General features: G+C 74.3%; 19 protein-coding genes and 1 pseudogene. 13 read left to right on the forward strand and 7 right to left on the reverse strand.

Annotation, left to right across the window (positions count from 1 at the left end; all coding sequences use genetic code 11):
• Positions 1-4: 4 nt before the first annotated feature.
• The gene (locus ACIP4O_RS07200) at positions 5-1,615 is read right to left on the reverse strand and encodes an MFS transporter (protein ID WP_401572563.1); all 1,611 of its coding nucleotides are present in this window, start codon (positions 1,613-1,615) and stop codon (positions 5-7) included.
• 83 nt (positions 1,616-1,698) lie between these two features.
• Between ACIP4O_RS07200 and ACIP4O_RS07205 the strand changes: the two genes are divergently transcribed.
• A complete protein-coding gene (locus ACIP4O_RS07205; RefSeq protein WP_361322797.1) occupies positions 1,699-2,112 on the forward strand; it encodes a MarR family winged helix-turn-helix transcriptional regulator in 414 nt (137 codons plus the stop codon).
• 119 nt (positions 2,113-2,231) lie between these two features.
• On the opposite strand, the gene ACIP4O_RS07210 is transcribed toward ACIP4O_RS07205, so the two are convergent.
• The gene (locus ACIP4O_RS07210; RefSeq protein ID WP_401573875.1) at positions 2,232-3,308 is read right to left on the reverse strand and encodes a mechanosensitive ion channel family protein; all 1,077 of its coding nucleotides are present in this window, start codon (positions 3,306-3,308) and stop codon (positions 2,232-2,234) included.
• A gap of 228 nt (positions 3,309-3,536) precedes the next feature.
• On the opposite strand from ACIP4O_RS07210, the pseudogene ACIP4O_RS07215 reads away from it, so the two are divergent.
• Positions 3,537-4,064, forward strand: a pseudogene (locus tag ACIP4O_RS07215) (HNH endonuclease); the annotation flags it as partial.
• A 250-nt stretch (positions 4,065-4,314) separates the two neighbouring features.
• On the opposite strand, the gene ACIP4O_RS07220 reads toward ACIP4O_RS07215, so the two are convergent.
• Together ACIP4O_RS07220 and ACIP4O_RS07225 are read right to left on the reverse strand one after the other, a co-directional pair.
• The gene (locus ACIP4O_RS07220; protein WP_401572566.1) at positions 4,315-5,343 is read right to left on the reverse strand and encodes an LLM class flavin-dependent oxidoreductase; all 1,029 of its coding nucleotides are present in this window, start codon (positions 5,341-5,343) and stop codon (positions 4,315-4,317) included.
• An 84-nt stretch (positions 5,344-5,427) separates the two neighbouring features.
• Positions 5,428-7,239 carry a protein kinase gene (locus ACIP4O_RS07225; RefSeq protein ID WP_401572569.1) on the reverse strand — a complete coding sequence of 604 codons (1,812 nt, stop codon included), beginning with the start codon at positions 7,237-7,239 and terminating at the stop codon, positions 5,428-5,430.
• 364 nt (positions 7,240-7,603) lie between these two features.
• Between ACIP4O_RS07225 and ACIP4O_RS07230 the strand changes: the two genes are divergently transcribed.
• The 8 genes from ACIP4O_RS07230 to ACIP4O_RS07265 all read left to right on the forward strand — a co-directional run bounded on the left by ACIP4O_RS07230 (position 7,604) and on the right by ACIP4O_RS07265 (position 14,802).
• On the forward strand, positions 7,604-8,137 hold the full coding sequence (locus tag ACIP4O_RS07230; protein WP_361322788.1) for an EF-hand domain-containing protein: 534 nt from the start codon (positions 7,604-7,606) through the stop codon (positions 8,135-8,137).
• Between the two features lie 60 nt (positions 8,138-8,197).
• A complete protein-coding gene (locus ACIP4O_RS07235; protein ID WP_401572573.1) occupies positions 8,198-9,502 on the forward strand; it encodes an isocitrate/isopropylmalate family dehydrogenase in 1,305 nt (434 codons plus the stop codon).
• Positions 9,499-10,146, forward strand: a complete 648-nt coding sequence (locus ACIP4O_RS07240; protein WP_401572576.1) for a cysteine hydrolase family protein — start codon at positions 9,499-9,501, stop codon at positions 10,144-10,146. The genes ACIP4O_RS07235 and ACIP4O_RS07240 overlap by 4 nt, the downstream gene beginning before the upstream one ends.
• Positions 10,143-11,105: an SAM-dependent methyltransferase gene (locus tag ACIP4O_RS07245; protein ID WP_401572579.1), complete on the forward strand. Its 963-nt coding sequence runs from the start codon at positions 10,143-10,145 to the stop codon at positions 11,103-11,105. The genes ACIP4O_RS07240 and ACIP4O_RS07245 overlap by 4 nt, the downstream gene beginning before the upstream one ends.
• 223 nt (positions 11,106-11,328) lie before the next feature.
• Positions 11,329-11,667, forward strand: coding sequence for a hypothetical protein (locus tag ACIP4O_RS07250; protein WP_361322776.1), 339 nt, complete (start codon positions 11,329-11,331; stop codon positions 11,665-11,667).
• Positions 11,668-11,703: 36 nt separating this feature from the next.
• Complete coding sequence (gene malQ / locus ACIP4O_RS07255; RefSeq protein ID WP_401572582.1) at positions 11,704-13,806, forward strand: 4-alpha-glucanotransferase; 2,103 nt, start codon at positions 11,704-11,706, stop codon at positions 13,804-13,806.
• A gap of 136 nt (positions 13,807-13,942) precedes the next feature.
• Entirely contained in the window at positions 13,943-14,185 is a 243-nt protein-coding gene (locus ACIP4O_RS07260) for a hypothetical protein (RefSeq protein ID WP_361323082.1), read from the forward strand.
• Between the two features lie 209 nt (positions 14,186-14,394).
• Positions 14,395-14,802: a PPOX class F420-dependent oxidoreductase gene (locus ACIP4O_RS07265; RefSeq protein ID WP_401572585.1), complete on the forward strand. Its 408-nt coding sequence runs from the start codon at positions 14,395-14,397 to the stop codon at positions 14,800-14,802.
• A gap of 182 nt (positions 14,803-14,984) precedes the next feature.
• Here the strand turns inward: ACIP4O_RS07265 and pssA are convergent, their stop codons facing one another.
• Together pssA and pepN are read right to left on the reverse strand one after the other, a co-directional pair.
• Positions 14,985-16,022 (reverse strand): CDP-diacylglycerol--serine O-phosphatidyltransferase, encoded by a 1,038-nt coding sequence (gene pssA / locus ACIP4O_RS07270; protein WP_401572588.1) that lies wholly within the window; start codon positions 16,020-16,022, stop codon positions 14,985-14,987.
• A 1,216-nt stretch (positions 16,023-17,238) separates the two neighbouring features.
• A complete protein-coding gene (pepN, locus tag ACIP4O_RS07275) occupies positions 17,239-19,839 on the reverse strand; it encodes an aminopeptidase N (RefSeq protein WP_401572591.1) in 2,601 nt (866 codons plus the stop codon).
• A gap of 526 nt (positions 19,840-20,365) precedes the next feature.
• Between pepN and ACIP4O_RS07280 the strand changes: the two genes are divergently transcribed.
• A complete protein-coding gene (locus ACIP4O_RS07280; RefSeq protein ID WP_401572593.1) occupies positions 20,366-21,694 on the forward strand; it encodes an FAD-dependent monooxygenase in 1,329 nt (442 codons plus the stop codon).
• A 103-nt stretch (positions 21,695-21,797) separates the two neighbouring features.
• On the opposite strand, the gene ACIP4O_RS07285 is transcribed toward ACIP4O_RS07280, so the two are convergent.
• Positions 21,798-22,826, reverse strand: a complete 1,029-nt coding sequence (locus tag ACIP4O_RS07285; protein WP_361322758.1) for an aspartate-semialdehyde dehydrogenase — start codon at positions 22,824-22,826, stop codon at positions 21,798-21,800.
• A 429-nt stretch (positions 22,827-23,255) separates the two neighbouring features.
• Here ACIP4O_RS07285 and ACIP4O_RS07290 point away from each other — a divergent pair, with 429 nt between their 5' ends.
• Both ACIP4O_RS07290 and ACIP4O_RS07295 read left to right on the forward strand, forming a co-directional pair.
• Positions 23,256-23,726: an NUDIX domain-containing protein gene (locus tag ACIP4O_RS07290; protein WP_361322755.1), complete on the forward strand. Its 471-nt coding sequence runs from the start codon at positions 23,256-23,258 to the stop codon at positions 23,724-23,726.
• Between the two features lie 506 nt (positions 23,727-24,232).
• Positions 24,233-26,026, forward strand: a complete 1,794-nt coding sequence (locus ACIP4O_RS07295) for a TIGR03767 family metallophosphoesterase (RefSeq protein ID WP_401572597.1) — start codon at positions 24,233-24,235, stop codon at positions 26,024-26,026.
• The last annotated feature ends 156 nt before the right edge of the window (positions 26,027-26,182 follow it).

The following is a 26,182-nucleotide window of genomic DNA, read 5'->3' on the forward strand; positions in this document are numbered from 1 at the left end:
CCTCTCAGGACTGCGCGGGGACGGTCGGGCGGGTGAGGTGACGCAGGCTCAGGGCGACGACGCAGGCCAGGACGGCGCACACGCCGAGGGCCAGGAAGCCGTGGCCGACGCCGGCCGAGGTCGCCTCGGAGACGGACCGGCCCGCGCCGAGCCGGTCGCGGGAGGTGGTGGCCAGGATGGTGCCGACGACCGCGATGCCCAGCGCCGCCCCGGTCTGGTTGAACGTGTTGAGCAGCCCCGAGCCGACCCCGGACTCCTCCAGGCGTACGTGCGAGCTGCCGATCCCGTAGAGCGGGACGAAGCAGCTCGGCAGTCCGGCGCCGATCACGGCGAGCGCGAGCACGGTGACGGCGACACCGGAGGGCCGGGTCGCGAGCAGTCCGGCGCCGACGAGCTGGGCCAGGGCGCCCGTGAGGTAGAGCCGGGCCGGGCCGAGCGCGGTGACCAGCTTCGGCACGACGAGGGCGACGGCGAGCGAGGCGAGGCCCATGGGCAGCAGCGCCAGGCCGGTGGCGAGCGCGCCCATGCCGTGCACCCGCTGGAAGAAGATGCTCGCCAGGTACGAGCTGCTGATCATCACCGCGGCGGCGAGCAGCAGGCCGAGGCTCGCGAGCCAGTAGGTCGGGATGCGCAGCAGGTGCAGCGGGAGCAGCGGGTCCTTCTCGGACAGCTCGCGCAAGGTCAGGGCGAGGAGCAGGACGACCGCCGCGCCGAGGGCGATCCACGCGGCGGCGGTGCCGAAGCCGTCCTGGAGGCGGATCAGCCCGTAGGACAGGGCCGCGAGGCCCCCGGTCGCGAGGACCGCCGCCGGGATGCGCAGGGGGCGCCGCGTGGTCGCGGCCAGCGCGGGCAGTACGCGCAGGGCGCCGACGAGCGCGACGACACCGACGGGGAGGTTGATCAGGAACGCCCAGCGCCAGCTGATGACGGAGACCACCAGGCCGCCGAGGACGACGCCGATGGTCGCGCCCAGCACCCCGAGCCCGCTCCAGACCGTGAGGGCGATCTTCCGCTGCGCCGGCAGCCGGTACACGGCCAGGACGATCGAGAGGGCGGCGGCGGAGAGGAGCGCGGCCCCGAGGCCCTGGAGCGCGCGCCCGGAGACCAGCAGTTCCTCGTTGCCCGCGAGTCCGCAGAGCACGGAGGCCGCGGTGAAGAGGGAGAGGCCGAGGACGAAGGTCCGGCGCCGTCCGAACACGTCGGCGACCCGGCCGCCGAAGAGCAGGAGGCTGCCGTAGACGAGGACGTACGCGCTGATGGTCCACTGGAGGGCCGACGCCCCCGCGGGCAGGTCGGTGCCGATCGAGGGCAGTGCCACGTTCACGACGGTCGAGTCGAGCATGACCATGAGCTGGGCGATGCCCACCACGGCCATCGAGGCCCACGGCGCGGGTGCGGGCTGGTCCTCCTGCCCGCTCCCGGCCGCCTGCCGCTCCGGCGCCGCCTGCGCGTTTGCCGGCCGCTCCTCGGGTCGCTCGCCCGGCGGTTCACCGGGCTCTCCGGCCGGTGGCCGGGCGGCCCGCTGCCCCTCGGCCGGGGATTCCCCGGTCCCTCGTCCGTCCGCCCGCCCGGCGCCGGACCGTCCTGTCTCCTGATCGGAGATCGCTTCACTCATGGGTTCGTGCCTCCTTCAGCCGGGGAACTTACATGCATGCGAATGAATCGACAACCGGATGGGCCGCCCCTAGACTGACGGGCGTGGTGAATTCTCTGGGTGAGCAGTGGTTGTCGTACGCACGCGTCTGCGCACGCATGAACCAGGCGGTCGACCGGGCGCTGGCCGAGCGGCACAGCCTCTGCGCGAGCGCCTACGAAATCATGGACGTGATGTCGCACGAGCGTGGCTGGATGCGGGCGGGAGAGGTGAGCGCACGCTCCTCCCGGAGCCAGCCGCAGGTCTCCCGGCTGCTGACGCAGATCGTCAACGCCGGGTGCGCCGACCGGAAGCCCGCCAGCGGGGACGGGCGGGGCTCGGAGTTCCGGCTGACGCCGGCGGGGCGGACGCTCTTCCGTGAGGCGAGCGGGACGGTCGAAAGCGTGCTGGCGGGTATCGCGGAGGAGGACCCGGACACCCGGGCCCTGATGCGGCCCCCGTTGTCGCGAGCCGGCTGAGACCAGCGCGCGGCCTGCCGCGAGAAGCGGCGCGCCCGGGGCTCAGGGGGGCGTCGTGCGGGCCGGGCTCGCCGGGAGGGGGCGGCACCCCCGGCCGGTCCGGTGCCGCTCCCGCCGTCTCACTTCTGCAAGGGCGTCTGCGGCGGCAGCGGGCTCGCGTTCAGCGACTGCGGGGACGTCGTCGAGGCGTACGCCGACGGGGCCGCCACCCCCGCGGCCGGGTCGGAGCCGTCCGCCGCCGGGGACGAGACCGGCATGCCGCCGACGATGCTGATGCCCTCCTTGTCGAAGGCGTGCTTGATGCGCCAGCGCAGCTCGCGCTCCACCGCGACCGCCTGGCCCGGCATCGTACGGGCGGCCACGCGGACCACCATCGAGTCCAGGAGCACCGAGTCCAGGCCCAGCGTCTCCACCGGGCCCCACAGCCGCTCGCTCCAGGGCTCCTCCTTGCTCATCGCCTCGGCCACGGACGCCAGCGTCGCCTTGACCCTGTCCAGGTCCTCGTCCGTCTTGACCGTCACGTCCACGCCCGCCGTCGCCCAGCCCTGGCTCAGGTTGCCGATCCGCTTGACCTCGCCGTTGCGGATGTACCAGATCTCGCCGTTGTCGCCGCGCAGCTTCGTCACCCGCAGGCCGACCTCGATCACCTCGCCGCTGGCCACGCCCGCGTCGATCGTGTCGCCGACGCCGTACTGGTCCTCCAGGATCATGAAGACGCCGGAGAGGAAGTCCGTCACGAGGTTGCGCGCCCCGAAGCCGATCGCCACGCCCGCGACCCCCGCCGAGGCGAGCAGCGGCGCCAGGTTGATCTTGAACGTGGACAGGACCATGAGGGCCGCCGTGCCCAGGATCAGGAACGAGGCGACGGAACGGAGCACGGACCCTATGGCCTCCGAACGCTGGCGACGGCGCTCCGCGTTGACGAGGAGGCCGCCGAGCGCGGTGGTCGCCGCGTTCTCGCCGGGACGGTTCATCCGGGCTATGAAACGCGTGATCGTACGGCGTACGACTTGGCGCAGGACGAGCGCGATGACCACGATCATGATGATGCGCAGTCCCACGCCGAGCCAGTCGGACCAGTTCTCGCGCACCCACCCGGCCGCGTCCGTGGCACTCTCCTGCGCGTCCTGGAAAGTGACCGGATCAGGGCTCGAACCGGCGGCCGAGAGGACGGGCGACACCACGGGGACCTCCATGCTCAGGGGACGGCCCACCACACTAACGGGGCAGCGCCGAGGCTCCGTCGCTCGTGCGCCCCGGGGCCGCTCCGCCCCAGGCAGCGGCTCCGCGGCGGGGCCCGCTGTGGGCGAAAACACGTCGGGCCCGTTACCCGTCCATGGTGGCGCCGCCACCCGGGCCGGGGTGAGACTGGAGCGGATCGTCCCGGCGCGAGCCACGCGCCGCCGGCGTACAAGGAGGCACACGTGCCGCACGTCCTCGTCCTCAACGCGTCGTACGAGCCCCTCGGCGTCGTACCGCTCCGCCGCGCGCTCGTCCTCGTGCTGGAGAACAAGGCCCAGTGCCTGGAGGAGACCGGCGCCTTCCTCCACAGCGCGAGCCGCACGGTCCCCGCACCCAGCGTGGTCCGGCTCAAGCGCTACGTCCGGGTGCCCTACCGGGGCCCCGTGCCGCTGACCCGGCGCGCCCTCTTCGCCCGCGACGGCGGGAAGTGCGCCTACTGCGGGTCCGTCGCCACGAGCGTCGACCACGTCGTGCCCCGCAGCAGAGGCGGCCGGCACGCCTGGGACAACGTCGTCGCGTCCTGCCGCCGCTGCAACCACACCAAGGCCGACCGCTACCTCGCCGACCTCGGCTGGCGCCTGCGCCACGCCCCCGCCCCGCCCTCCGGGCTCGCCTGGCGGATCATCGGGACGGGCCACAGGGACCCCAGCTGGCTCCCCTACCTGCGCCCCTTCGGCGCCGACGACGCCCTCGCACGGATCGAGGCGCTCGGCGGGCAGCAGGCCGGAGAGGTGGCGGAGGGCTGGGGGACGGTGGCGGGCCAGGGCCTCGGCTCCGGCGGTCAGGCTCTCGGCTCCGGCGGTCAGAGCCTCGGGCCGGGGAGCCAGGGCCTCGGCTCCGGGGGCGCGCAGCCCTTCGGAGAGGTGTCGGCCCCGGCCTGAGCGCGCCCGCCCCCGAAGGCCGCGCGCCCCCGCCCCGGACGGTGCCTCCGTCCTCGGCCGCGGCGCGCCTCCCCCGCCTTCAGCCCCCCGGCCGCCAGCCCAGCGCCGGGCCCAGGTGGTGCGCGAAGTCGCCGAGGATCTGGACGTAGTCCTCGTACGCGAAGTCGAAGGGCAGCGCGAAGGCGACCTCGTCCACCTCCTGGAAGGCGGGGTCCGCGTGCAGCCGCTCGGCGAGTTCGGCCGAGGGGCCCACGAGGTCGGGCGCGAAGAGCAGCCCGGCGGGGCCCTGCGGCTTCGTCGTGCGGGGCAGGCGCTCGCGCGCGTACGCCTCGTAGCGCTGCCGTTGCGCGGGCGTCGCCGAGTCGGTCGGTACGACGACGAGGCCCTGCGAGACGCGGGCGCGGGCGCCGTCCGGGTGGGCCGCGCGGAAGGCGCGGATCTGCGCGCGCTGGATCGCGGCGAACGGCGGGAGGCCCTCGTCGAGGACGAGCTCGGGGTCCCACTTCACGACGCTGCTCGTCAGCAGGTTGAGCCCCCGCTCGCCCGCCCACCGCGCCGAACGCAGGCTCGCCGCCCCGTACCACAGGCGCTCGGCGAGTCCGGGGGATTGCGGCTGGACGAGGTCGGAGCGGGCCTCGAAGCCGGTCGTCGCGCCGCCCGCCGTGACCGCCTCGCCGCGTACGCACGCGAGCAGGCGCGCGACGCGCGCGTAGGAGAAGTCCTCTGCCTCCGCCGTGTCCGGGTACAGGGCGCCCTTGACCTCCTCGTACCGCGCCGGCGGCCCGACGCTGAAGCCCGGGTTCAGCCGTCCGCCCGAGAGCACGTCGACCGTCGCCCAGTCCTCCGCGAGCCGGAGCGGGTTCTCCCAGCCGAGCGGCGTGACGGCGGTGCCGAGGTGGATGCGCGAGGTCCGCTGGGTCGCGGCGGCGAGGACGGCGACGGGGGAGGAGATGCCGTACTGGAGGTGGCGGTGGCGGACCCAGGCGGAGTCGAGTCCGAGGGACTCGCCGTGCGTGATGAGGCCGAGCGTGGACTCGTGGCCCGCGCGTGGCGAGGCGGGGTCGAAGAGGCCGATCGTGAGGAAGCCGAGTTTGCTGAGCCGGGGCATGGGCGGACTCCGGGGAGGGCGGGGAGGCGGGACCGGCGGGGCGGGAGGGGGCTGTGGTGGCTTCACCCGGGGGCGGCTCGGGCGTCACTCCGGGAAACGGAAGCCGTCCAGGGCCGCGTCGAAGGTGGGGCGGTACGTCTGCCACTTGGCGTTCGGGGCCGCGAGGTACAGCTCGTAGAGCGTGCCGTCCCTCGTCTTGAAGGCCAGTTCCGCCGCCCGCGTGCGCACGCCGCCGTCGGTGTACGTGTACTCCCAGTAGGCCGCGTCGTGGCCCCGGTACGTCGTGCGCGACATCTTCTCGCGCTGGTAGGCCGCCACGCCGTGCGAGGTCTGCGGCTCCTCGGTCTCCTGCCAGTGCTGGAGCGGGTCGCCCGTGTACGTGCTGACATCGACGCGCAGGTTCGCGGCCAGGCCCGGCTCGTACGCGAGGAAGGCGCCCTCGCCCGAGGACCGCACCTTCCACCCCTTCGGCATCGGCACCGCGACCCGGCCCTTCTGGACGTCCATGAGGACCGAGCCCGCCGGTACCGGCGGGACGTCCCGCTTCGCCGGGGACGCGGGGCCCGTGGCGGCGACCGGCTGCTTCGGACCGGAGGCGGCCCCCGTGCCCGCGCTCTCCCAGGGCCTCGCGATGACCCCCGCCGTCACGACCCCCGCCACGACCACGGCGGCGAGTGTCCACCACAGGACCCGGCGCCGGGGCCCGCGCCCCGGTGCGTCCGGCAACCGCGTGTGCGGCGGGGTCGCCTGGTACGGGAAGGTGGGGGCCTCGCCGGGGAAGGTGGCCGCGAGGTTCGGGGAGGGGTAGGCGGGCCGGCCGGGAGAGGGGTGGCCGGCGGACGGGTGGCCGGGAGAGGGGTGGCCGGGATCGGGGTGCCGCGCGGGCGTCGCGGCGACCGGCCGCGTCCCCGTATCCGTACCCGTATCCGTACCAGGGAAGGGCGAGGCTCCCGCCGGCGGCAGTTCCTCCACCGCGCCGGTCCCCGGGTACGGGCTGCCGCCCGAAGGCGTCGCGTCGATGACCCGGGCCGTGGACTCGACGCCGCCGCGCAGCGGCTCCGGCCAGCCGCCGTCCTCGCGCTCCGCGCGCTCAAGGAGCCGTGCCGCCGTCGCCGCGTCCATCCGCCGCGAGGGGTCCTTGACGAGGAGCCCCTCGAGCACGGGGGCGAGCGGGCCCGCCTGACGGGGCGGCGGGTGGGCCGCCTCGAAGATCGCGTACGCCGTCTCGATCGGCGTGGGCCGGTCGAAGGGGTGGTGCCCCTCGACGGCCTGGTAGAGCGTCGCGCCGAGCGCCCACAGGTCGGCGGGCGGCCCCGGCACGGCGATGCCGGTGCGCAGCCGTTCGGGCGCGAGGTACTGCACGGAGCCGATGAGCTCGCCCGTACGGGTCAGCGAGGGCGTGCCGGGCTCGACGGCGATCCCGAAGTCGGTGAGCACGACGCGCCCGTCCCGGCCGAGGAGCACGTTCGCCGGCTTCACGTCGCGGTGCAGCACACCCACCGCGTGCGCGGCGCCCAGCGCGGAGAGCATCGCCGCACCGACGCGCGCGGCCTCGGCGACGGGCAGCGGGCCCTCCTCGCGGAGCACGTCGGCGAGCGTCCGCGACGGCACGTACTCCATGACGATGCACGGCAGCCCGCCGTCGTCGACGACGTCGTGCACCACGATGACGTGCGGGTGCGTGATCATCGCGGCGCTGCGCGCCTCCCGGCGGGTGCGCGTGTACAAGCGCTGGAGCTCGTCCTCGGCGAGGTGCGGCGGCACGTGCAGCTTCTTCAGCGCGACGCGGCGCCCGAGCATCGTGTCCTCGGCGAGGTGGACGGTGCCCATGCCCCCGCTGCCGACCCGTTCGAGCAGCCGGTAGCGGCCACTGATGAGCCGGTCCGGTTCGGACACGTGCCTGCTCCCCTCGACCATCCGCGCAACCACCCCTGGACACACGGAAACAACAAGATAACTTGTACGAATTTCAGAGCGGCCTGTGCCCACTGCCGTCCGCTCGATTCCGTGCCCCCGCACCGCCTCTCACCTGGCGTTCTTTCATACGGCACACGGGAGAGTGAACGCACCCGAAAACAGCGGCACTTCACCCTATTCGGTTAAATCTCCGGGTATTCGTGTGGGTGCGGAACGGCGGGGCAGGCATCCCCCGGGCCGGGCGACGTCCGGTCCGGCCGGGCACCGTCCGGCCTACAGAGCGGGCCGCCGGAGCAGCCGGGCCGCCGGAGCGACCGGTCCCGCCGCACGAGAGTGAGAGAACATGCGTGCTGAGGCCACCCAACGGGTCGCGCTCGTCTTCTCCCTGCTGGACGCCAACGACAGCGGCGTCCTGGAGGCCGAGGACTTCACGCTCATGGCCGACCGGGTCGTCGCCGCGGCGCCCGAGGCCGCAGCCCCGGCCAAGGACCGGATGCGCGGGGCCTTCGCGCAGTACTGGACGACCCTGCGCACGACGCTCGACACCAACGGCGACGGCGAGATCGACTTCGAGGAGTACGCCGCCTGCGTGCTCTCGCCCGAGCGCTTCGACGCGACCGTCACCGAGTTCGCCGAAGCCCTCGCCGCGCTCGGCGACCCGGACGGCGACGGGCTCATCGCCCGGCAGGACTTCCTCGCCCTCATGACCGCGATCGGCTTCGCGCCCGTCAACACCGAGGCGCTCTTCGAGGCCTTCGGGCCCACGACGGCCGATCAGCTCCCCGTCCCCGTCTGGGTCGACGGCATCAAGGACTTCTACGCGCCCGAGAAGGCCGACATCCCCGGCGACCAGCTGGTCGGCGGGGTCACGGTCTGAGCCGGGCCACCCGGGCCACCGAATCGAACGACATGAGCGAAACGACATGAGCGAAACCACATGAGCGAGCAGACAGCCGGACCCACGGCCGACACCGACCCCGCCCGCACCGCGGACCCCGCCCCCACCGCGGACCCGGCCCGCACCGCGGACCCCGCCCCCACCGTCGGCCTCGCCGTCGGGCGGGGGACGGGCGAGGAGGTCGCCGCCGTCTTCACCCGCGTGCTCGGCCACCTCGCCGCGCACCACGATCGGCCCTTCACCCTCGTCCGCTCCCCGCGCGTCTACCACTCCTACGTCTCGCTGCGTCCGCTCGCCATCGAACCGGGCGGGGCGGGCGTCCCCGAGATCCGCCGTCTCAGCGCGGAGGACGCCGGGCACTACGAGGAGTGGCTGCGCACCCGGGCCGCCGCCGGGACCCGCGTCGTCTTCCGCACCGCCATCAACGCGCAGAGCCTCTACCTCGTACGGCAGCGGCTGCGCGCCGTGAAGGTCGACACGCTCGACGCGGACGGGGCCAGGCTGCTGCTCGTCCGCGACGAGGCACAGGGCTTCTACACCGGCGGGAACACCCACACCCCCGGCCACGTCTCGCGCACCACCGAGTTCAGCCGCGAGATCACCGAACAACTCCTCGCCTACGCGCTGCGCCGCGCCCGCGAGGAGTGGCCCGAGGGCCCCGCCCGCATCGTCATGGCGTACAAGTTCCATCTCCTCGACGGGGCACTCGACGCCTGGGTGCGGGAGTTCGCCGCGCGCGAGGGCATCGAGGTCGGCGTCTTCCAGCCCGACACCGTCAACCGCAACCTCGTCGCCCACCGCCCCGAGGACCGCACCGTCCTCCTCGCGGGCAACGAATGGGCCGACATCATGCACCTCGTCCTCCTCGACCGTTACGGCTCCGGCCGCCAGGAGGACCACTGCACCCGCAACGTCCACCTGGACCCGGACGTCGCCGGACTCGTCGAGTACCAGACGGTGCACGGCTCCGCCGACGACCTGGAGGGCCGCGACCTCCTCAACCCGGTGGCCACCCTGCGCGCCGCCGCCGCGATCGCGGAGCGGTACGTGGGCTGTACGGGGGCCGAGGCCGCCACCGAGGCGGCACTCGCCCGGCTCGGCGACGCCGGGGTCCGTACCCCCGACCAGGGCGGCAAGCACACGACGACCGGGGTCGTGGACGCGTTCATCGAGGAACTCGGGGCCCACGCCCCCGTACCGGCCAAGTCGTCGGCTCCGGCGGGGGATTCGGCTCCCGCCGAGGCGTCGGCTGCGGCGGGGGAGCCCGTGCCCGCGACGGCGTCCCTCGCGCAGGCTGTCGTGCCCGCGCCCGGGCCGGGCCTCGCCCCGGGGCTCGCGAGGTGAGCGGCCAAGGCGGCACCGCCCTCGTCGTCGTCGACCTCCAGAACGACTTCTGCGAGGGCCCGCTCGCCGCGTCCCGTTACTCCGGCGAGCCCGCCGTGCTCACCGCCGTCGTCCGCAACACCGCCAGAGCCGTCATCGCGGCCCGCGACGCCGGGGTCCCCGTCGTCTGGGTCCGCTTCCTCGGCGACCCCGCCCACCAGGGCCCCGCCTGGCGCAGCCGGGACCGCGCCAGGGGCCGCCCGCCCAAGTGCCTCGAAGGCTCCTGGGGTGCCGAACTCGCGGCCCCGCTCGAAGCCGCCCCGCACGAGGCCGACTTCGTCAAACGCGCCTGCTTCGACGCCTTCCTCTGCGAGGGCTTCGAGGACCACCTGCGCCGCCTCGGCGCCGGCCACCTCGTCCTCGCGGGCGTCTTCACCGACATCTGCGTCGACAGCACCGCGCGTACCGCCTTCCAGAAGGGCTTCCACCTCACCCTTCTCGCCGACTGCACCACCGCGCTGCACACCCCCGACACGCAGATCCTCACCTTCATGCACCGCCTCTACGGTGCCCGCGTCGTCCCCCACGCGCGTACGGAGACATGGACACGGCACCCGGAGGCGATCCCGGGGCCCCAGGTACCGGTGCCGGGAGGCTCCTCATGAGCGACACCACGGGCGCGGGCCGCCCGCTCGCGACCGGGACCGGTCGTGGCGCGAGTGGCACCGTCGGGGCCGAGACGGGCGTGGCCGAGCGGGGCGGGGCCGAGACCGGCGTGGCCCGTACCGCGCTGCTCGTCGCCGCCGCGCGCGCCATCGAGACCCACCGCCCCGACGCGCTCGCCCGCGACCCTTACGCCGAGCACTTCGTCCGCGCCGCCGGAGGCTGCGCCGACTGGCCGCTGCACCCCGACGACGTGCCCGGCGGGGAGACGGATCCGCTGTGGGGGCGGCTCGGCAGGTACTTCGCCCTGCGCACCCGCGTGCTCGACGACCACCTCGGGCACTCGGCCCAGAGCGGCGAACGGCAGGTCGTCCTCCTCGGCGCCGGGCTCGACACCCGGGCGCTGCGGCTCCCCTGGCCCGAGGGGACGGTCGTGTACGAGATCGACCAGGCCCCCGTCCTCGCCTTCAAGCAGCGCGTGCTCGACGCGCTGCCACCCGTGCCGGGAGCCGCCGAACGCCGAGTCCTCGCCGCCGACGTCCGCGAGGACTGGGCCGGGCCGCTCAAGGAAGCCGGCTTCGACCCCTCCCAGCGCACCGCCTGGCTCGCCGAAGGACTCTTCCTCTACCTCCCCGCCGCCGCCGAGGCCCGCGTCCTCGCCGACCTGCACGCGCACAGCGCGCCGGGCAGCAGCCTCGCCTACGAGATCAAGCTCGGCCTCGAATCGGCGGCCGTCCGCGACTCCCCCGTCTACGCCCACACCCGCGACCGCCTCGGCATCGACCTCCTCGGCCTCTTCGACACCGGCCCCCGCCCCGACTCCGCCGCCACCCTCACCCAACTCGGCTGGCGCACAGAGACCCGCACTCCCTTCGACCACAGCCGCGCTCTGGGCCGCGGCCCGTTGCCGGAGCCGAACGACGCCCTGGCGGCGAACCGGTGGGTCTTCGCACTGAGATGACCCACCAAGCGCCTCCGGCACTTCATCCAGCCCCTCAGGCGTCCGAGCAGCCGGGCCTGGGGCGGAGCCCCCGAACCTCCGGCCGGAACGGCGCGCCGCCCCCCTCTCCCCACCCACCCCGGCCAAAATGTGACGCGCGCCACCTCCGACCCCCAATCAAGGGTGCCTCCGCCCCCAGCGGGTAGGGCTGCGTCTACCACGCACCCCACCCGAGGAGGCCCCCGTGGGAACACCGGCTCAACTGCTTCTGTCCGCCCTCTCCAAACGCCAGGACCTGCCGGCATCCCCGGTCGACCGCCACCGCCTCGCTGACTTCCGGCGTCCGCGACCCGCACGGCCCGACCTGTCGGCAGCGTCCGATCCCGACGCCGGCCTCCCCGGCGCCGCCTCGCACGGCGCCCAGGAACCCCCACTGACCAGCGAGCCTCCCCTCACCGACACCGCCCCGCTGACGAGTGAACCCCCACTCGCCGAGGCGGTCCCCCTCACCAGCGAGCCCCCGTTCGCCGACCCGCACCCCGCCGAGAACTACGCGCCCGGAAGGCCCTGCGTGGCCGTCTGACCTCCGGCCGCGCGACGATGAGAAAGCGGACCCGACATGGCACTCGCCCGGCTCGCCGCGCTCCACGGAGTGGCCACCTCCTACTCGCAGGGACCCGGGCAGACCGTCGACGTGCCCCGTGCCGCCGTCGTCGCCGCGCTCGCCGCGCTCGGCGTGGACGCCGCCACGCCCGAGTCGGCGGCGGCGGCACTCGCGGCGGCCGAGGCTGAGCGCGAGCGCCGGGTGCTGCCGCCGACCGTCGTCGTATGGAGTCCGCCGGACGAGGCCGAGGGCCCGGTCGCCCCACCGCAGGCCCTCGCGGACCTCCCCCCGGGCACCCGCTGCTCGGCCCGTACCGAGGACGGCGGGGTCACGGAGTGGACGGCCGCGCCCGGCGAGGCCGTCCCCGCGCTCCCGCTCGGCGTGCACGGCCTCCAGGTGCTCACCCCCGACGGCCGCGCCGCGCAGGTCCACCTCGTCATCGCCCCCGACCACGCCCCCGCGCCCACCGGCCGCGCCACCGGGCTGCTCGTCCAGCTCTACTCCCTCCTGTCCGCGCGCTCCTGGGGCATGGGCGACCTCGCCGACCTCGCGGCGCTCGCCGGCTGGGCCGCCCGCACCCACGACCTCGGCTTCGTCCAGGTCAACCCGCTCCACGCGGCCGTCCCCGGCAAGCCCACCGACCCGTCCCCGTACCGCCCCTCCTCGCGCCGCTTCCCCGACCCGGTACACCTGCGCGTCGAGGACGTCCCCGAGTACGCCTACCTCGACGCGGCGGCCCGCGCCCGTACCGCGCCGCTCCTCGAAGCCGCCGCCGGGCTGCGCCACGCCGTCCTGCGCGAGGACGCGCTCATCGACCGCGACGCCGTGTGGGCCCTCAAACGGCCCGCGCTCGCGGAGGTCTGCGCCGTGCCGCTCGACCCGGGCCGCGCCGCCACGCGCGACGCCTACTACGCGGAGCACGGCGAGGCGCTCGACGACCACGCCACGTGGTGCGCGCTCGTCGAGACGTACGGGCCCGAGCGCGCCGCCTGGCCGAAGGGGCTCCAGGACCCGCGCTCGGCCGCGACCGCCCGCGCGCGCGGCGACCTCGCCGAGCGCGTCGCCTTCCACCGCCACCTCGCCTGGCTCACCGAGGAACAGCTGCGTTCGGCGCAGCGCACCGCGCGCGAGGCGGGGATGCCGGTCGGCCTCGTCCACGACCTCGCCGTCGGCGTCCACCCCGAGGGCTCGGACGCCTGGGCGCAGCGCGACGTCTTCGCCGCCGGGATCTCCGTCGGCGCGCCGCCCGACGCCTTCAACGCGCGCGGCCAGGACTGGGGCCTGCCGCCCTGGCGCCCCGACCGCCTCGCCGCCTCCGGCTACGCCCCCTACCGAGCCCTGCTCCGCGCCCTCTTCGGCTACGCGGGCGCCGTCCGCATCGACCACGTCATGGGTCTCTTCCGGCTGTGGTGGATTCCGGCGGGCGAGGAGCCGACGGCCGGTACGTACGTGCGCTACGACGCCGAGGCGATGCTCGCCGTGCTCTGCCTGGAGGCACACCGGGCGGGTTCGCTCGTCATCGGCGAGGACCTCGGCACCGTCGAGCCCGGGGTGCGCGACGCGCTCGCGCGGCGCGGCATCCTCGGCACCTCCGTGCTGTGGTTCGAACGCGACTGGGCCGACGGCGCCCGCCCGCTCGCCCCCGAGGAGTGGCGCCCCGGCGCGCTCGCGACCGCCACGACGCACGACCTGCCGCCCACCGCCGCCCGCTTCACGGGCGACGACGTCATCCTGCGCGAACGGCTCGGACTGCTCAGCGGCCCGTACGAGGAGGAGCGCGCGCGGGCCGAGGCCGAACTCCGCGAGTGGCTCGACCGCCTCGGCGCACTGCGGCTCCTGCCGGAAGGCCCCGAGGACGAGGAGGGCGTGATCCGCGCGGTGCACCGCTTCCTGCTGCGCACCCCCGCCGCGCTCACCGGCATCTGGCTCCCCGACACCGTCGGCGACCGCCGCCCCCAGAACCTGCCCGGGACCTGGACGGAGTACCCCAACTGGCGTCTGCCGCTCGCCGACGCGAAGGCGCGCGCGCTGAGCCTGGAGGAACTGACGGCCTCGCAGCGCGTGGCGGATTTCTTCGCGGGCTTGCGGGACGGGGTCGGGGAGCCGGGGGAGTGGTGAGCGCGGGCTTCCGGTGCAGGCGGGCTTCGCCGGCGGCAGGGCTTCGGCCCGTTGCGGAAATACCTCCCCATACGGCCCCCCCGCCCGCGTGTCGCGGAAGCGGCCCGGCTAAGTTGGGAGCGTGGACAAGAAGCCCGTGGACAAGAAGAACTCCCTGCGCGCCGGCACCATCGCCGCCGGTACGACGCTGCTCATGCTGGCCATGACGTCCCCCGCTCTCGCGCTCACCCGCGACGACGGCGACGACCCCGGCTCAGGCCTGAGCGTGATCCAGACCCTCGGTCTGTTCGTCGGCATCCCGATCCTCGCGTTCCTGGTGATCGCGGGCCTCGTGGTCGTCGGCTCCAAGAAGAGCGCGGGTCAGCAGCCGCACGCCTGAGCCGCAGCGCTTCCCGTCCGCCGGGCCGGCCGGACCGTTCTCCTCCCCACGGGTGAGGACAAGGGTCCGGCCTCTGGCATGCCCGGATTCTCCCCGACAGCACCTTGCCCGGCGGGGTCTGGTCCGCGCGGGACATCCCAACAGGCCCCCGGCGTAGGGGTGTTGTCCTCCCGTTCCCCCGTACCGCCACCGGGCATAGCATCCGGCGCATGGCCATCAAGCTGAGCGATTCCGCCCGCGCACTGCTCGCGCGGCCCCTCTACGCCGTCCTCGCCACCACCGGCGCCGACGGCGCTCCAGCGACCTCCGTCGTCTGGTACGGCCTCGACGGCGACGACATCGTCGCCTCCTCGCAGGAGGGCCGCCTCAAGGTCCGCAACGCCCAGCTGCGCCCGGCCGTCAGCCTGTGCGTCTACGATCCCGAGGACCCGCAGCGGTACGTCGAGGTGCGCGGCACGGCGCTGGTCTCCGAGGACGAGGGCCGCGCGCTCGCCGTCCGCCTCGCCGAGCGGTACGCGGGCCCCGGGGCGGGCGAGGACTTCCTCAAGCTGCCGCCGGAGGACATCCGCGTCGTCTTGCGCATCACCCCGGACCGGATCACGGGCAACGCCGTCTGACACGGGCGCCGATACGGACCCCGCGCGGCGCGCGGGTGCGGGTGCGGGTGCGGGTGTGGCTGTGGCGGCAAGTGTGGGTGCGGGTGGGAGTGGGGGTGCGCGGTCACGGACCCGGTGCGGGCCGTGCCGACGCGAGAAGGGCCCCGGAGCGGTCTGCTCCGGGGCCCCTCCCTACGGCACGGTCAGGCGAGACGTCGGCCCGCCACCTTGCGCACGCCGGCCGTGACCGGCAGCGCGGCGGCGAGGGCGACCTGAAGGCAGCAGCCCATCACGAGCAAGGTCTCGCCGCCCGGGGAGTCCAGCGCCCACGCCACGAGGCAGCCGATGTTGACGGCCCCCCACCCGGCGGTGGCCACGGCGAGCCGCCCGGTCGGCTTCGGGTAAGCGACCCGGCTGACCATGAGATACGCGATCGCGAGCACCGCGAGGACGGTGATGACGAAGGAGAGCTGGAGCAGCACGACGGAGAGCACGGTGAGCGCGGCGAAGGGGATCGGCATCCCCTCGAACATCCCGTCCCGCATCGTCGTGATGGAGAAGCGCGCGAGCCGCATCACCCCGCCGAGCAGCACCGCGACGGCCGAGACCGTCGTGAGCCCGAGGTGGTTCTCGCCGCCACCGACGAGACCCCACACGAGGACGAAGTAGGCGGGCGCGAGGCCGAAGCTGATGAGGTCCGAGAGGTTGTCCAGCTCGGCTCCCATCCCGGAGCCGCCGAAGCGGCGCGCGACGATCCCGTCGCACAGGTCGAAGAGCGCACCGAGCAGGATGAACATCACCGCAGACGCCCCGCCCTGCCGCACCCCGTCACCACTCGTCCCGTCGAGCAGGTGCGGGATGAGGACGGCGGTGGTGACGCAGTAGATCGCCGCGAAACCGCACACCGCGTTGCCGAGAGTGAGCAGGTCCGCGAGCGAGAGCCGCAGCCGGACCTCCTCCTCACCCCCGCTGCCGCCCGCGGAGGCGCGCGGCGGGGTCCCGGAGGGAGTGCCGGGTGGGGGGTCGGAAGGCGCTTCGGCGAGAGCGGTGCCGGTGCCGGTGCCGGTGCCGACGGCGGAGCGGGACGGGACGGGGGAGGGAGCGGACGCGCTGAGCGGGGTGCGGCCTGCCCCGGTGGCGGGGCGGTGGACCTGGCGGGGGAGGCGGGAGAGGCGGGCCGTACGCCGGCCCCTTCGCCAGGTCCTGGTGGTCGTCTCCGGTTCGGTGACGCTCAAGATCATGCTCCTTGGGGGAACTTGAAGGTGTTCCGAAGCAGCGGACGCCACTGCGCCGCGCTGCTCCGGGAGTCGCGACGAGGCACGTCACCGAAGGGGGACGGACGTGCCCGAACCTTGACGGCTCGTCATCGCGAAGTGGCCACTGTAGCGAGCGGGGGCGCGCTCGGATGACTCCGGGCACCCACCGACCCCTCCACGACCCCCCGAATTCTCCCGATAAGACGCTTGCTGACGCTGCGTCAGTTCCTGCGCCGGGCAAGCAATATGCTCCGGAGTGCTCGGCGACGACGAAAGCCCCACGCCCCGCCGCCCCCACCCGCCACCCCGGGCGTGGGCCTGCCCGCACCCCAGCCTTCCGGACGGGTACACCGGGCTCTGGGAGTGAGGGCCGGCCGGGGGCGCGGGCCGGCCTCGGCCGTGGGCTTCGGTCGTGGGCTGGCCGGGGGTGAGGCCCGGCCCCGGGGGGCGAGGTCCGGCCCCGAGGGCGCGATCCGGCCCTGGCGTGGTCCGGCCTCGGGGGCGTGGTCCGGCCCTGGTCGTGGGCGTGTCCCGGGAGCGCCGCACCGGCCCCGGGCGGTGTCCGGGAGCCCACCGCCCCCGGGCGTGGGCCAGTGCTACGGGCGGCGCTCGATCGGCCTCCGGCCGTGGGCCGCCCCGGCAGGGGGCCGCCCCGGGCGCGTAGTGCGCCAGTCCTACGGCCGGGCGCTCGACCGCCCTCCCTGCGTGGGCAGGCCCTCGGACGGCCCGGGACCGGCCCTTCGGGCGTGGAGCGGTACTTGGAGTGGGGCGTCGGACAGACCTCCGGGCGTGGCCCGGCCCGGGGCGGGCGCTGAACAGCTCTGCATAGGGGGCTGGCGGCCCGTCCGTGGGTCGCCCCTCGGACCGGACTGGTGCTTCGGCCCGCACCGCCCCGGACCGCCCCTCGGCCCGGACCGGCGCTTCGGCCCGGCCCAGTGCTTCGGCCCGGACCGGCGCCTAGTCGGGGCCAGCACCCTCTCCGTGGCCCCGGCGCCCCGCTCGTGGACCGTTGGCTCAGGCCCTGGACCGCCCTCCACCCGGCCGCACGCCCGCCATCCCCGGCGAGGGCTACCCGCCCCCGCGGAGCCGGGACACTCGCCGCCCCGGTGGACCGGACCACTCGCCGCCCCCGGGCGGAGCCGGCCACTCGCCCCCGGCGGAGCCGGCCCGTCGTGGCCCCGCTCCGCCTGGAGGGCTCGGCTCAGTGGCCCGCTGCCGCGTCCGCCGATTGCGCCTTCAGGGCGCGCTCGATGCCCGCTCGGGACTCCGTCACCAGGCGCCGAAGGGCATCCGATGGCTCGGCCGACGCGAGCCAGGCGTCCGTGGCCGCGAGGGTGTCCTCGCTGACCTGCAGCGCCGGGTAGAGGCCCACCGCGATCTGCTGCGCCATCTCGTGCGAGCGGCTGTTCCACGCCTCGCCCACGCCGGCGAAGTACTTCTCCGTGTACGGGGCGAGCAGCTCACGCTGATCCGTCTGCACGAAGCCGAAGATCACCGCCTCCTGCACCGCGTTGGGCAGCGTGTCGGAGTCGACGACCGAGGCCCACGCCTCCGCCTTCGCCTCCTCGGTCGGGCGTGCGGCGCGGGCCGTCGCCGCGTGCCGCTCGCCGGCCGCCGTACGGTCCTTGGCGAACTCGGCGTCGATCTCCTCGACGTCGTACCGCCCCACCGAGGCGAGCCGCTGCACGAAGGCCCAGCGCAGCTCCGCGTCCACGGCGAGCCCCTCGATGCTCTGGGTGCCCTCCAGGAGACCGACGAGGATGTCGAGCTGGTCCGGGGTGCGTGCGGTGTCGGCGAAGGCGCGGGCCCAGGCGAGCTGGTGGTCGCTGCCCGGGGCCGAGGCCCGCAGGTGCGCCAGCGTCGCGTCGGTCCAGCGGGTCAGCCCGCGATCGCGCCACACCGGCGCCGCGTACTGGTCGATCGCGAGCTTCGCCTGCCGCTGGAGCGACTGCACGACACCGATGTCGGACTCCTTGCCGACCCCGCGAAGCACCAGCTCCACGTAGTCGCGCGCCGCCATCTCTCCGTCGCGCGTCATGTCCCAGGCCGCGGCCCAGCACAGGGCGCGCGGCAGCGACTCCTCGAAGTCGCCCAGGTGCTCGGTGACGACCTTCAGCGAGTCCTCGTCGAGACGCACCTTGGCGTAGGAGAGGTCGTCGTCGTTGAGGAGCACGACGGCCGGGCGCGGCTTGCCGACGAGCGCCTCGACGGGCGTCAGCTCCCCGTCCACGTCCAGCTCCACGCGGTCCGTGCGCACGAGCTTGCCGTCCGCGCCCAGCTCGTAGAGCCCGATCGCGATGCGGTGCGGGCGCAGCACGGCCTCGCCACGCGCACCGGCAGGCAGCGCGGGCGCCTCCTGCTTGACGGCGAAGGAGGTGATACGGCCCTCGCTGTCGACGTCGATCACCGGGCGCAGCACGTTGATCCCGGCGGTCTGGAGCCACTTCTTCGCCCACGTCGACAGGTCACGCCCGGAGGTCTCCTCCAGAGCGCCGAGCAGGTCGCTGAGCCGCGTGTTGCCGAAGGCGTGCCGCTTGAAGTACGCCCGCACACCGGCGAAGAACTCGTCCATGCCCACGTAGGCGACGAGCTGCTTGAGGACGCTCGCGCCCTTCGCGTACGTGATCCCGTCGAAGTTGACGAGCACGTCGTCCAGGTCCTTGATCTCCGCCATGATCGGGTGCGTGGAGGGCAGCTGGTCCTGCCGGTAGGCCCACGTCTTCTCGGTGTTGGCGAAGGTCGTCCAGGAGGCCGGCCAGCGCGTGCCGGGCGCGTTCGCCTGGCACGCGACCGAGGTGTAGGTGGCGAAGGACTCGTTGAGCCACAGGTCGTTCCACCACTCCATCGTCACGAGGTCGCCGAACCACATGTGGGCCAGCTCGTGGAGGATGGTCTCGGCGCGCCGCTCGTAGGCCGCGTCCGTCACCTTGGAGCGGAAGACGTACTGGTCGCGGATGGTCACCGCGCCCGCGTTCTCCATCGCGCCCGCGTTGAACTCGGGGACGAAGAGCTGGTCGTACTTCTCGAACGGGTACTGGTAGTCGAACTTCTCCTGGAACCAGGCGAAGCCCTGCCGGGTGACCTCGAAGATGTGCTCGGCGTCCAGGTGCTCGGCGAGCGAGGGCCGGCAGTAGATGCCGAGCGGCACGCGCTGCTCGCCGTTGACGTACTCGCTGTGCACCGAGTGGTACGGGCCCGCGATGAGGGCGGTGATGTACGAGGAGATGCGCGGCGTCGGTGCGAAGGACCAGACGCCCCCAGACTTCGTCCGGGGGGACCCCCCGTCCTTCGGCTCGGGCGTCGGCGAGTTCGAGATGACCGTCCAGCCCTCGGGAGCCGTCACGGTGAAGATGAAGGAGGCCTTGAGGTCGGGCTGCTCGAAGTTGGCGAAGACACGCCGCGCGTCCGGGACCTCGAACTGGGTGTAGAGATAAACCTGCTGGTCCACCGGGTCGACGAAACGGTGCAGACCCTCACCGGTGTTGGTGTACGCGCAGTCCGCCACGATCCGCAGCTCGTTGCGCCCCTCGCGCAGCCCGTCGAGCGCGATGCGGGAGTCGGCGAAGACCTGGGCGGGGTCCCGGGACTCGCCGTTGAGGACGACCTCGTGGACCGTGGGCGCGATGAGGTCGATGAACGTCGACGCGCCCGACTCGGCCGCGTCGAAGCGCACGGTCGTCACGGAGCGGTACGTACCGCCCTCCTGCGCGCCGCTGAGGTCGAGGTCGATGTCGTAGGCGTCGACCGTCAGCAGCCGCGCCCGCTCCTGCGCCTCTTCGCGGGTCAGATTCGTGCCAGGCACGCTCGCTCCTCGTCCTGCTCGGTCCGGTGCGGGACGGGGATGACCCGCCGCGCCGAATGTCGGTTTCGGTGTGTGATGCCGCCCATCCTTCCACGCGGGCAGGCCGTGGTGGGGCGTGGGAGGACCACGGATTGCCGCGCCGGACGCGCCGGGGCCACCGGCCCTCGGGGAGCGCTCGGGGTTTTCCCCGAGAGCGTCCCCGGGTTCTGTTCGAAGCCATCCCTGATCCACCCCCGAGACGGCGGTAGGGGATGTCCCCGAGACCCCTTGTCGCGTGCGCCCCTTCCCTCGGCGGCGCCCACGAATGCCCGTCCGGCTGCCCTGATATTTCCCTGAGTTCCGGCCGCGGGGGCCGGAAACCCCTTTCTCCGCTCAGAACGGAACACCCTGCCCACTCGGGCCGTTCTGCACCCAGTGCCACCCGGGGTACTATCCGCGCGCCGCGGCTCCGTCCCGGGCCGCGCCCGGGACCCGGGCCGCCCGGCGCCCGGCGCCGACGGCCCCGTAGGAGAGGCGGTGCGCGCCCGTGCCCGTGGACCACGACGTCCTGGTGTCAGGGGCCGGGATCGGCGGCCTCACCCTCGCACTCGCCCTGCACGCCGCAGGGATCAGGGCCGCTGTCGTCGAGGCCGCCGATCTCCCGCTGCCCGCGGGAACGGGCGTGAGCCTGCCGCCCAGCGCCGTCGCCGAACTCACCGCGCTCGGCCTCGGCGACAGCCTCGCCCACCACGCCGTCGCCCCCGCCGTCCTCTCACACTACGACCGGCACGGCGGCCACCTGTGGAGCGAGCCGCGCGGCCTCGGCCTGGGGCACCCCGTGCCGCAGTACAGCATCCACCGCGCCGTTCTCCAGGACCTCCTGCTCCAGGCGGTACGGGCCAGACTCGGCGCCGACGCGGTGCGCACCTCGACCGCGGTCGTCCGCTTCCACCAGAGCGAGAGCCAAGGGGTACGGGTCACCCTGCGCGGCGGCGGCCGCGTACGTACCGAGACGGCGCTCGCCCTGATAGGCGCCGACGGGCTGCGCTCCGCCGTCCGCGCGGGGCTCCTCCCCGGCGAGGCACCACCGGGGTGGAGCGGGGTGTGGCTGTGGCGCGGCCTCGTTCCCTGGCAGCCCGTCCTCGGCGGGCGCACCGTCGTGGTCGCGGGCGGCGGCGGGGTCCGGCTGCACGTCCACCCCGTCTCGTATCCGTACGACAACGGCACGCGGTCCCCGTACGGGTACGGGAACGGCCCCGGAGCCCCGTACGCGGGCGGCCCGTACCCCGGCGAGAGCCTCCCGCGTCGCGGCCAGGCGCTCCTGCACTGGACCGCGAGCGTGCGGCTCGATCCGGAGGCACTGCCCGGCGGGGCGGGGGCCGCCGACTGGAACCGCAGGGGGCGGCTCGCCGAGGTGCTGCCGCACTACGCGGGGTGGCGCATCGGCGACCTCGACGTGCCCGCGCTGCTCGCCGCCACGCCCCGCATCCACGGCAGCCCCCTCGTCGGCCGCGCGCCGCTCACGCGCTGGGGCGAGGGCAGGGTGAGCCTCATCGGCGACGCCGCGCACCCGCTGCTGCCCGCCGCGCCCGACGGCACCGGGCTCGCGGTGCTCGACGCGGCGGTCCTCGCCCGCTGCCTCGCCCGCACGACACCGGACCGCGCCGCCGGAATGCGCCTCTACGAGAGCCACCGCGCCGCCCGCGTCGCCGCGCTCGATGTCGCGGCACCGCTGCCCTGCGACCTGCTCCTCGACGTCGTCGCCGAGCGGGCACCGGACGGATTCGCGCAGGTCGGGGACGTACTGACGGCCGAGGAGCTGAACCACTGGACGGCGGCGCACCGGGCGCTGGAAGCGGCGGCGGAGGCGTGGTGAGCGTCCCGCCCGGTCATGGCGGCGCGGAGACGCGTGCGGGGGCGGCCCCGCACGCGGCGGGACCGCCCCGTGGCGGCATGTATGCCGGACGACGGCGGGAGCCTCAGCCCTTCAGCTCGGCCGCGACCAGTTCCGCGATCTGCACCGCGTTGAGTGCCGCGCCCTTGCGGAGGTTGTCGTTGGAGACGAAGAGCGCGAGGCCGTTCTCGACCGTCTCGTCGGCGCGGATGCGCCCCACGTAGGAGGGGTCCTTCCCGGCGGCCTGGAGCGGGGTCGGGATCTCGGACAGCTCGACGCCCTCCGCCTCACCGAGCAACTGCTCGGCGCGCGCGACGGTCAGCGGTCGGGCGAAGCGGGCGTTGATCTGGAGGGAGTGGCCGGAGAAGACCGGGACACGCACGCAGGTGCCCGAGACCTTCAGCTCCGGGATCTCAAGGATCTTGCGCGACTCGTTGCGCAGCTTCTGCTCCTCGTCGGTCTCGAAGGAGCCGTCATCGACGAGGGAGCCCGCGAGGGGGAGGACGTTGAAGGCGATGGGCCGCTTGTAGACGCCGGGCTCGGGGAAGTCGACCGCCTCGCCGTCGTGCGTCAGCTTGTCGGCGTCGGCCACGGTCTTCTGCGCCTGTCCGTGCAGCTCGGCGACGCCCGCGAGCCCCGAGCCCGACACGGCCTGGTACGTGGCGACGACGAGCGCTTCGAGCCCGGCCTCGCGGTGCAGCGGCTTGAGCACGGGCATCGCGGCCATGGTCGTGCAGTTCGGGTTGGCGATGATGCCCTTGGGGCGGTTCGCGATCGCGTGCGGGTTCACCTCGGAGACGACGAGGGGGACCTCGGGGTCGCGGCGCCAGGCCGAGGAGTTGTCGATCACGACGGCGCCGGCCGCCGCGACCTTCTCGGCGAGCACCTTCGAGGTCGCGCCACCGGCGGAGAAGAGGACGATGTCCAGGCCCTGGTAGTCGGCCGTCGCCGCGTCCTCGACCGTGACGGGGCTGCCCTGCCAGTCGATCGTGGAGCCCGCGGAGCGCGAGGAGGCGAAGAGCCGCAGCTCGGTGACCGGGAACTCCCGCTCGGCGAGAATCCTGCGCATGACCGTGCCGACCTGACCGGTGGCTCCGACGATTCCGACCCTCACGGGGGACTCCTTCACTGCTGCGGCCTTGGGCTGGCCTGCGGACATACGACCATGATGCGACTGCCCGGGGCCGCTCTGTCCAATGCAATGTTCAGTACGTGGGACGTGACACAGAGGGGCCGTGGTCCCGCCGCGCCGGGATGGGGCGTGTCACGCAGCGGCGGGGGAGGCCTCGGCGTTGGGCGGGGCGATCGTCCGATGATCGCCCGGCCGGTTTCCGGGGGGATGATCGGACGATCGCCGTGCTGATGTGCCGGGCTATGGTCGGATGATCGCCGTGCCGGTTTGCCGGGCGATCATCAGATCGTCGCCCGGCAGGTTTCCGGGGTGATTTTCTGATCGTCGCCGTGCCGCACTTCAACGTGATCATCGCCCTGTCGCATCCCCGATCTCTGGGTCCGCTCCGCGCCGAGCGGCTAACGTCGATGGATGCGCTGGGAATTGAGGGTGGCGTCCTACGCCGTGTGTGTCCGCGAGAACCGTGTGAACGCGAGCCCCGAGATCCTGCTCGCCCGTTGGGTCGCGGCGGACGGCCGCCGTCTGTGGACTCTGCCGGGCGGCGGTATGGAACCCGGCGAGGACCCGTACGACACGGTGATCCGCGAGGTCGCAGAGGAGACCGGCTACGAGGCGGAGCCCACCTCACTCCTCGGTACCGACTCCATCCGCCGCGAGCACAGCCGCATGGGCACCCGCTCCGCCTTCCACGGCCTCCGTCTCGTCTACGAGGCCGCGATCACGGGCGGCAGCCTCCGCAACGAGGAGAACGGCTCCACGGACCTCGCCGCCTGGCACCCGGTCACCGAGATCGCCGAGCTGCCGCACGTGGAACTCGTCGAGGTGGGGATGCGGCTGTGGCGCGAACGGCCCGCGGTGGGGCGGGTGCCGCGCGAGACGTGAGAGGCACGGCTCCGCGCGAGACGTGAGAGGTACGGCTCCGCGCGAGACGTGAGAGGCACGGCTCCGCGCGGGGCCCGGCGTCGCGGGCGGCTTTCTCCGTACGGGCCGTAGGACGCGAGCGTCGCGGGCCGTAGGGCGCGAGCCTCGGCAACCCGGCGGCGTGCCTGCGCACGCACCTGGATCGGGTCCCGACCGGTCCCGAAGCGCGTCCCGCCGATGCCCGGATCGAGGCCCGCCGCCGACGCCCGGATCGGGTCCCGCCGGTGCCCGGACCGCGTTCCGCAAGCGCCCGGGGGCGGCCGCCCCTACCCCTGTGGATGAATCCCTCGTTGCCCGCGGAAGACCACTGTCCGGCGGAGTGGGGACGGGTGGGCGTGCCGGGTGATCCCCGTAGCCCAAGCGGCGGCGAGCTGTGCGGCGGCGTTCACGTCACGGCCACGCGCGCTGCCGAACCTCCCTGGTGAGGAGGGGGAGCCGCTCCCTCCCGCCGCCCGGGAGGGACGCGCATGTCGCGTACAGGCTCCAGCAGTGACCCCCACAGCACCCCTGCCCCCCATACCCCCGCCCCGCGCTCGGCCCCCGCCCGCCGCACCCTCCTGCTCGCCGCCTCGGCGGCCGGCCTCACGGTGGGCGCCGCCGGGCTCTCGGGCGCGCTCGGCGCGTGGGGGAGTCCGCCCCGTACCCCCGTACCCGCGGCGGTCCCCGCCCCCGCCGCCCGGCTCTCCTCGCGCCCCGCGCCGCCCGCCCCCCTCGCCCCCTACACGGAGGGCACCACCCTCGCCTCCGTCGCCACTCCGCGCGGCGGCCCGGGCGGCTACCGGCGGCTCGCCGAGGGGCCCGGCTGGGAGCGCGTCGTACGCGAGGATCTGGCCACCGCGCACGCGGGACGGCGGGAGCGGCGGCGCACGCTCGCCGCCCTCGTCCAGTTCACCGATCTGCACCTCGTCGATGTGCAGCACCCGCTGCGGTACGAGTACCTGCGCGCCGCGACCGCGAGCGCCTGGCGCCCGCAGGAGGCGCTGTCAGTCGTCGGGGCGCTCGCGCTCGTCGAACGGGTCAACGCGCTGCGCGGCGCGCCCGCGACAGGAGCCCCGCTCGACCTCGTCATGACCACGGGCGACAACACCGACAACAACGCGGCCTGCGAACTCGACTGGTTCCTCGGCCTCATGAGCGGTGGCGCCGTGACCCCCGACACGGGGCTGCGCGGCCACTTCGAGGGTGTGCAGAGCACGGGCCTCGACCTGTACTGGCAGCCGGGCGCGCGTGCCGCCGACTCCGACAAGCGCCTCGGCTTCCCGTACCTGCCCGGCTACCTCGCCGCCGCGACCCGCCCCCTCCACAGCCCAGGGCTCGGCCTCCCCTGGTACTCCACCGTGGGCAACCACGACTTCCTTCCCGGCGGCTGCTGGGCCCCGGGGGACGGCTGGGCGCACGAGATCGCTACGGGCGACCGCAAGCTCATGAGCCTCCCGGCCGGAACCGGCGCCGGCTTCTGGCGGAAGGTCATCGACGGGCAGGACCCCAAGGGCGACCTCTTCCGCACCCTCCTGCACGAGCAGCGCCGCCGCACCCGCCGCGTCACCCCCGACCCGCGCCGCGCCCCCGTCACCCCCGAGCAGTACCTGCGCGCCCACCTCGACCCCCGGCACACCGGCCCGGGCCCGCACGGCCACGGATACACGGAGAACTCCCTCGACCGCCGCATCCGTTACTACGCTTTTCCGATCGGCGACGACGTCCTGGGGATCAGCCTCGACACGACCGATCTCGGTGGCCACTACGAGGGCTCGCTCGACGAGACGCAGTTCCGGTGGCTGGAACGCACCCTTGCCCGCGCCGAGCAGCCGTACGCGCTCGTCTTCAGCCACCACACGAGCGCCACGATGCGCAATACCCGCCCCGACCCGTCCCGTCCGGGCGAACGCCGCAGGGACGGCGCGGCGGTACGCGCCCTGCTCAGCCGCAGCCCGCGCGTCCTCGCCTGGATCAACGGCCACAGCCACAAGAACGCGATCACCCCGCACCCCGGCTTCTGGGAGATCTCCACGGCGTCCCACATCGACCACCCCCAGCTCGCACGCGTCGTCGAGCTGACGGCCAACGGAGACGGCACGCTCTCCCTCTTCACCACGCTCGTCGAGTCCTCGGCCCCGGCCGCGACCGACCTCACCGACCTCGGCCCCCGGGGCCTCGCGTCCCTCTACCGCGAACTCGCCCTCAACGCCCCCGGCGCCCGCACGACCCTCGCCGGACGCCCCTGCGACCGCAACACCGAACTCCTGCTCCCCACCCACTGAGCTCCCTCCCCCGAACGGCCGTACACCCGCCGACGAGTGACCACATCGCCTTGTCGACATATGTCCGGAAGTCGTCTCGTGCGAGTGTTCGGGCCGCTCACACGAGAGGGGGAGCGGGCGGGGGTGGAGCGGGGAGGGACGCGGCGGGCGGAGCGC

This window comes from Streptomyces sp. NPDC088923, from assembly GCF_044749745.1.
Taxonomy (GTDB): Bacteria; Actinomycetota; Actinomycetes; order Streptomycetales; family Streptomycetaceae; genus Streptomyces.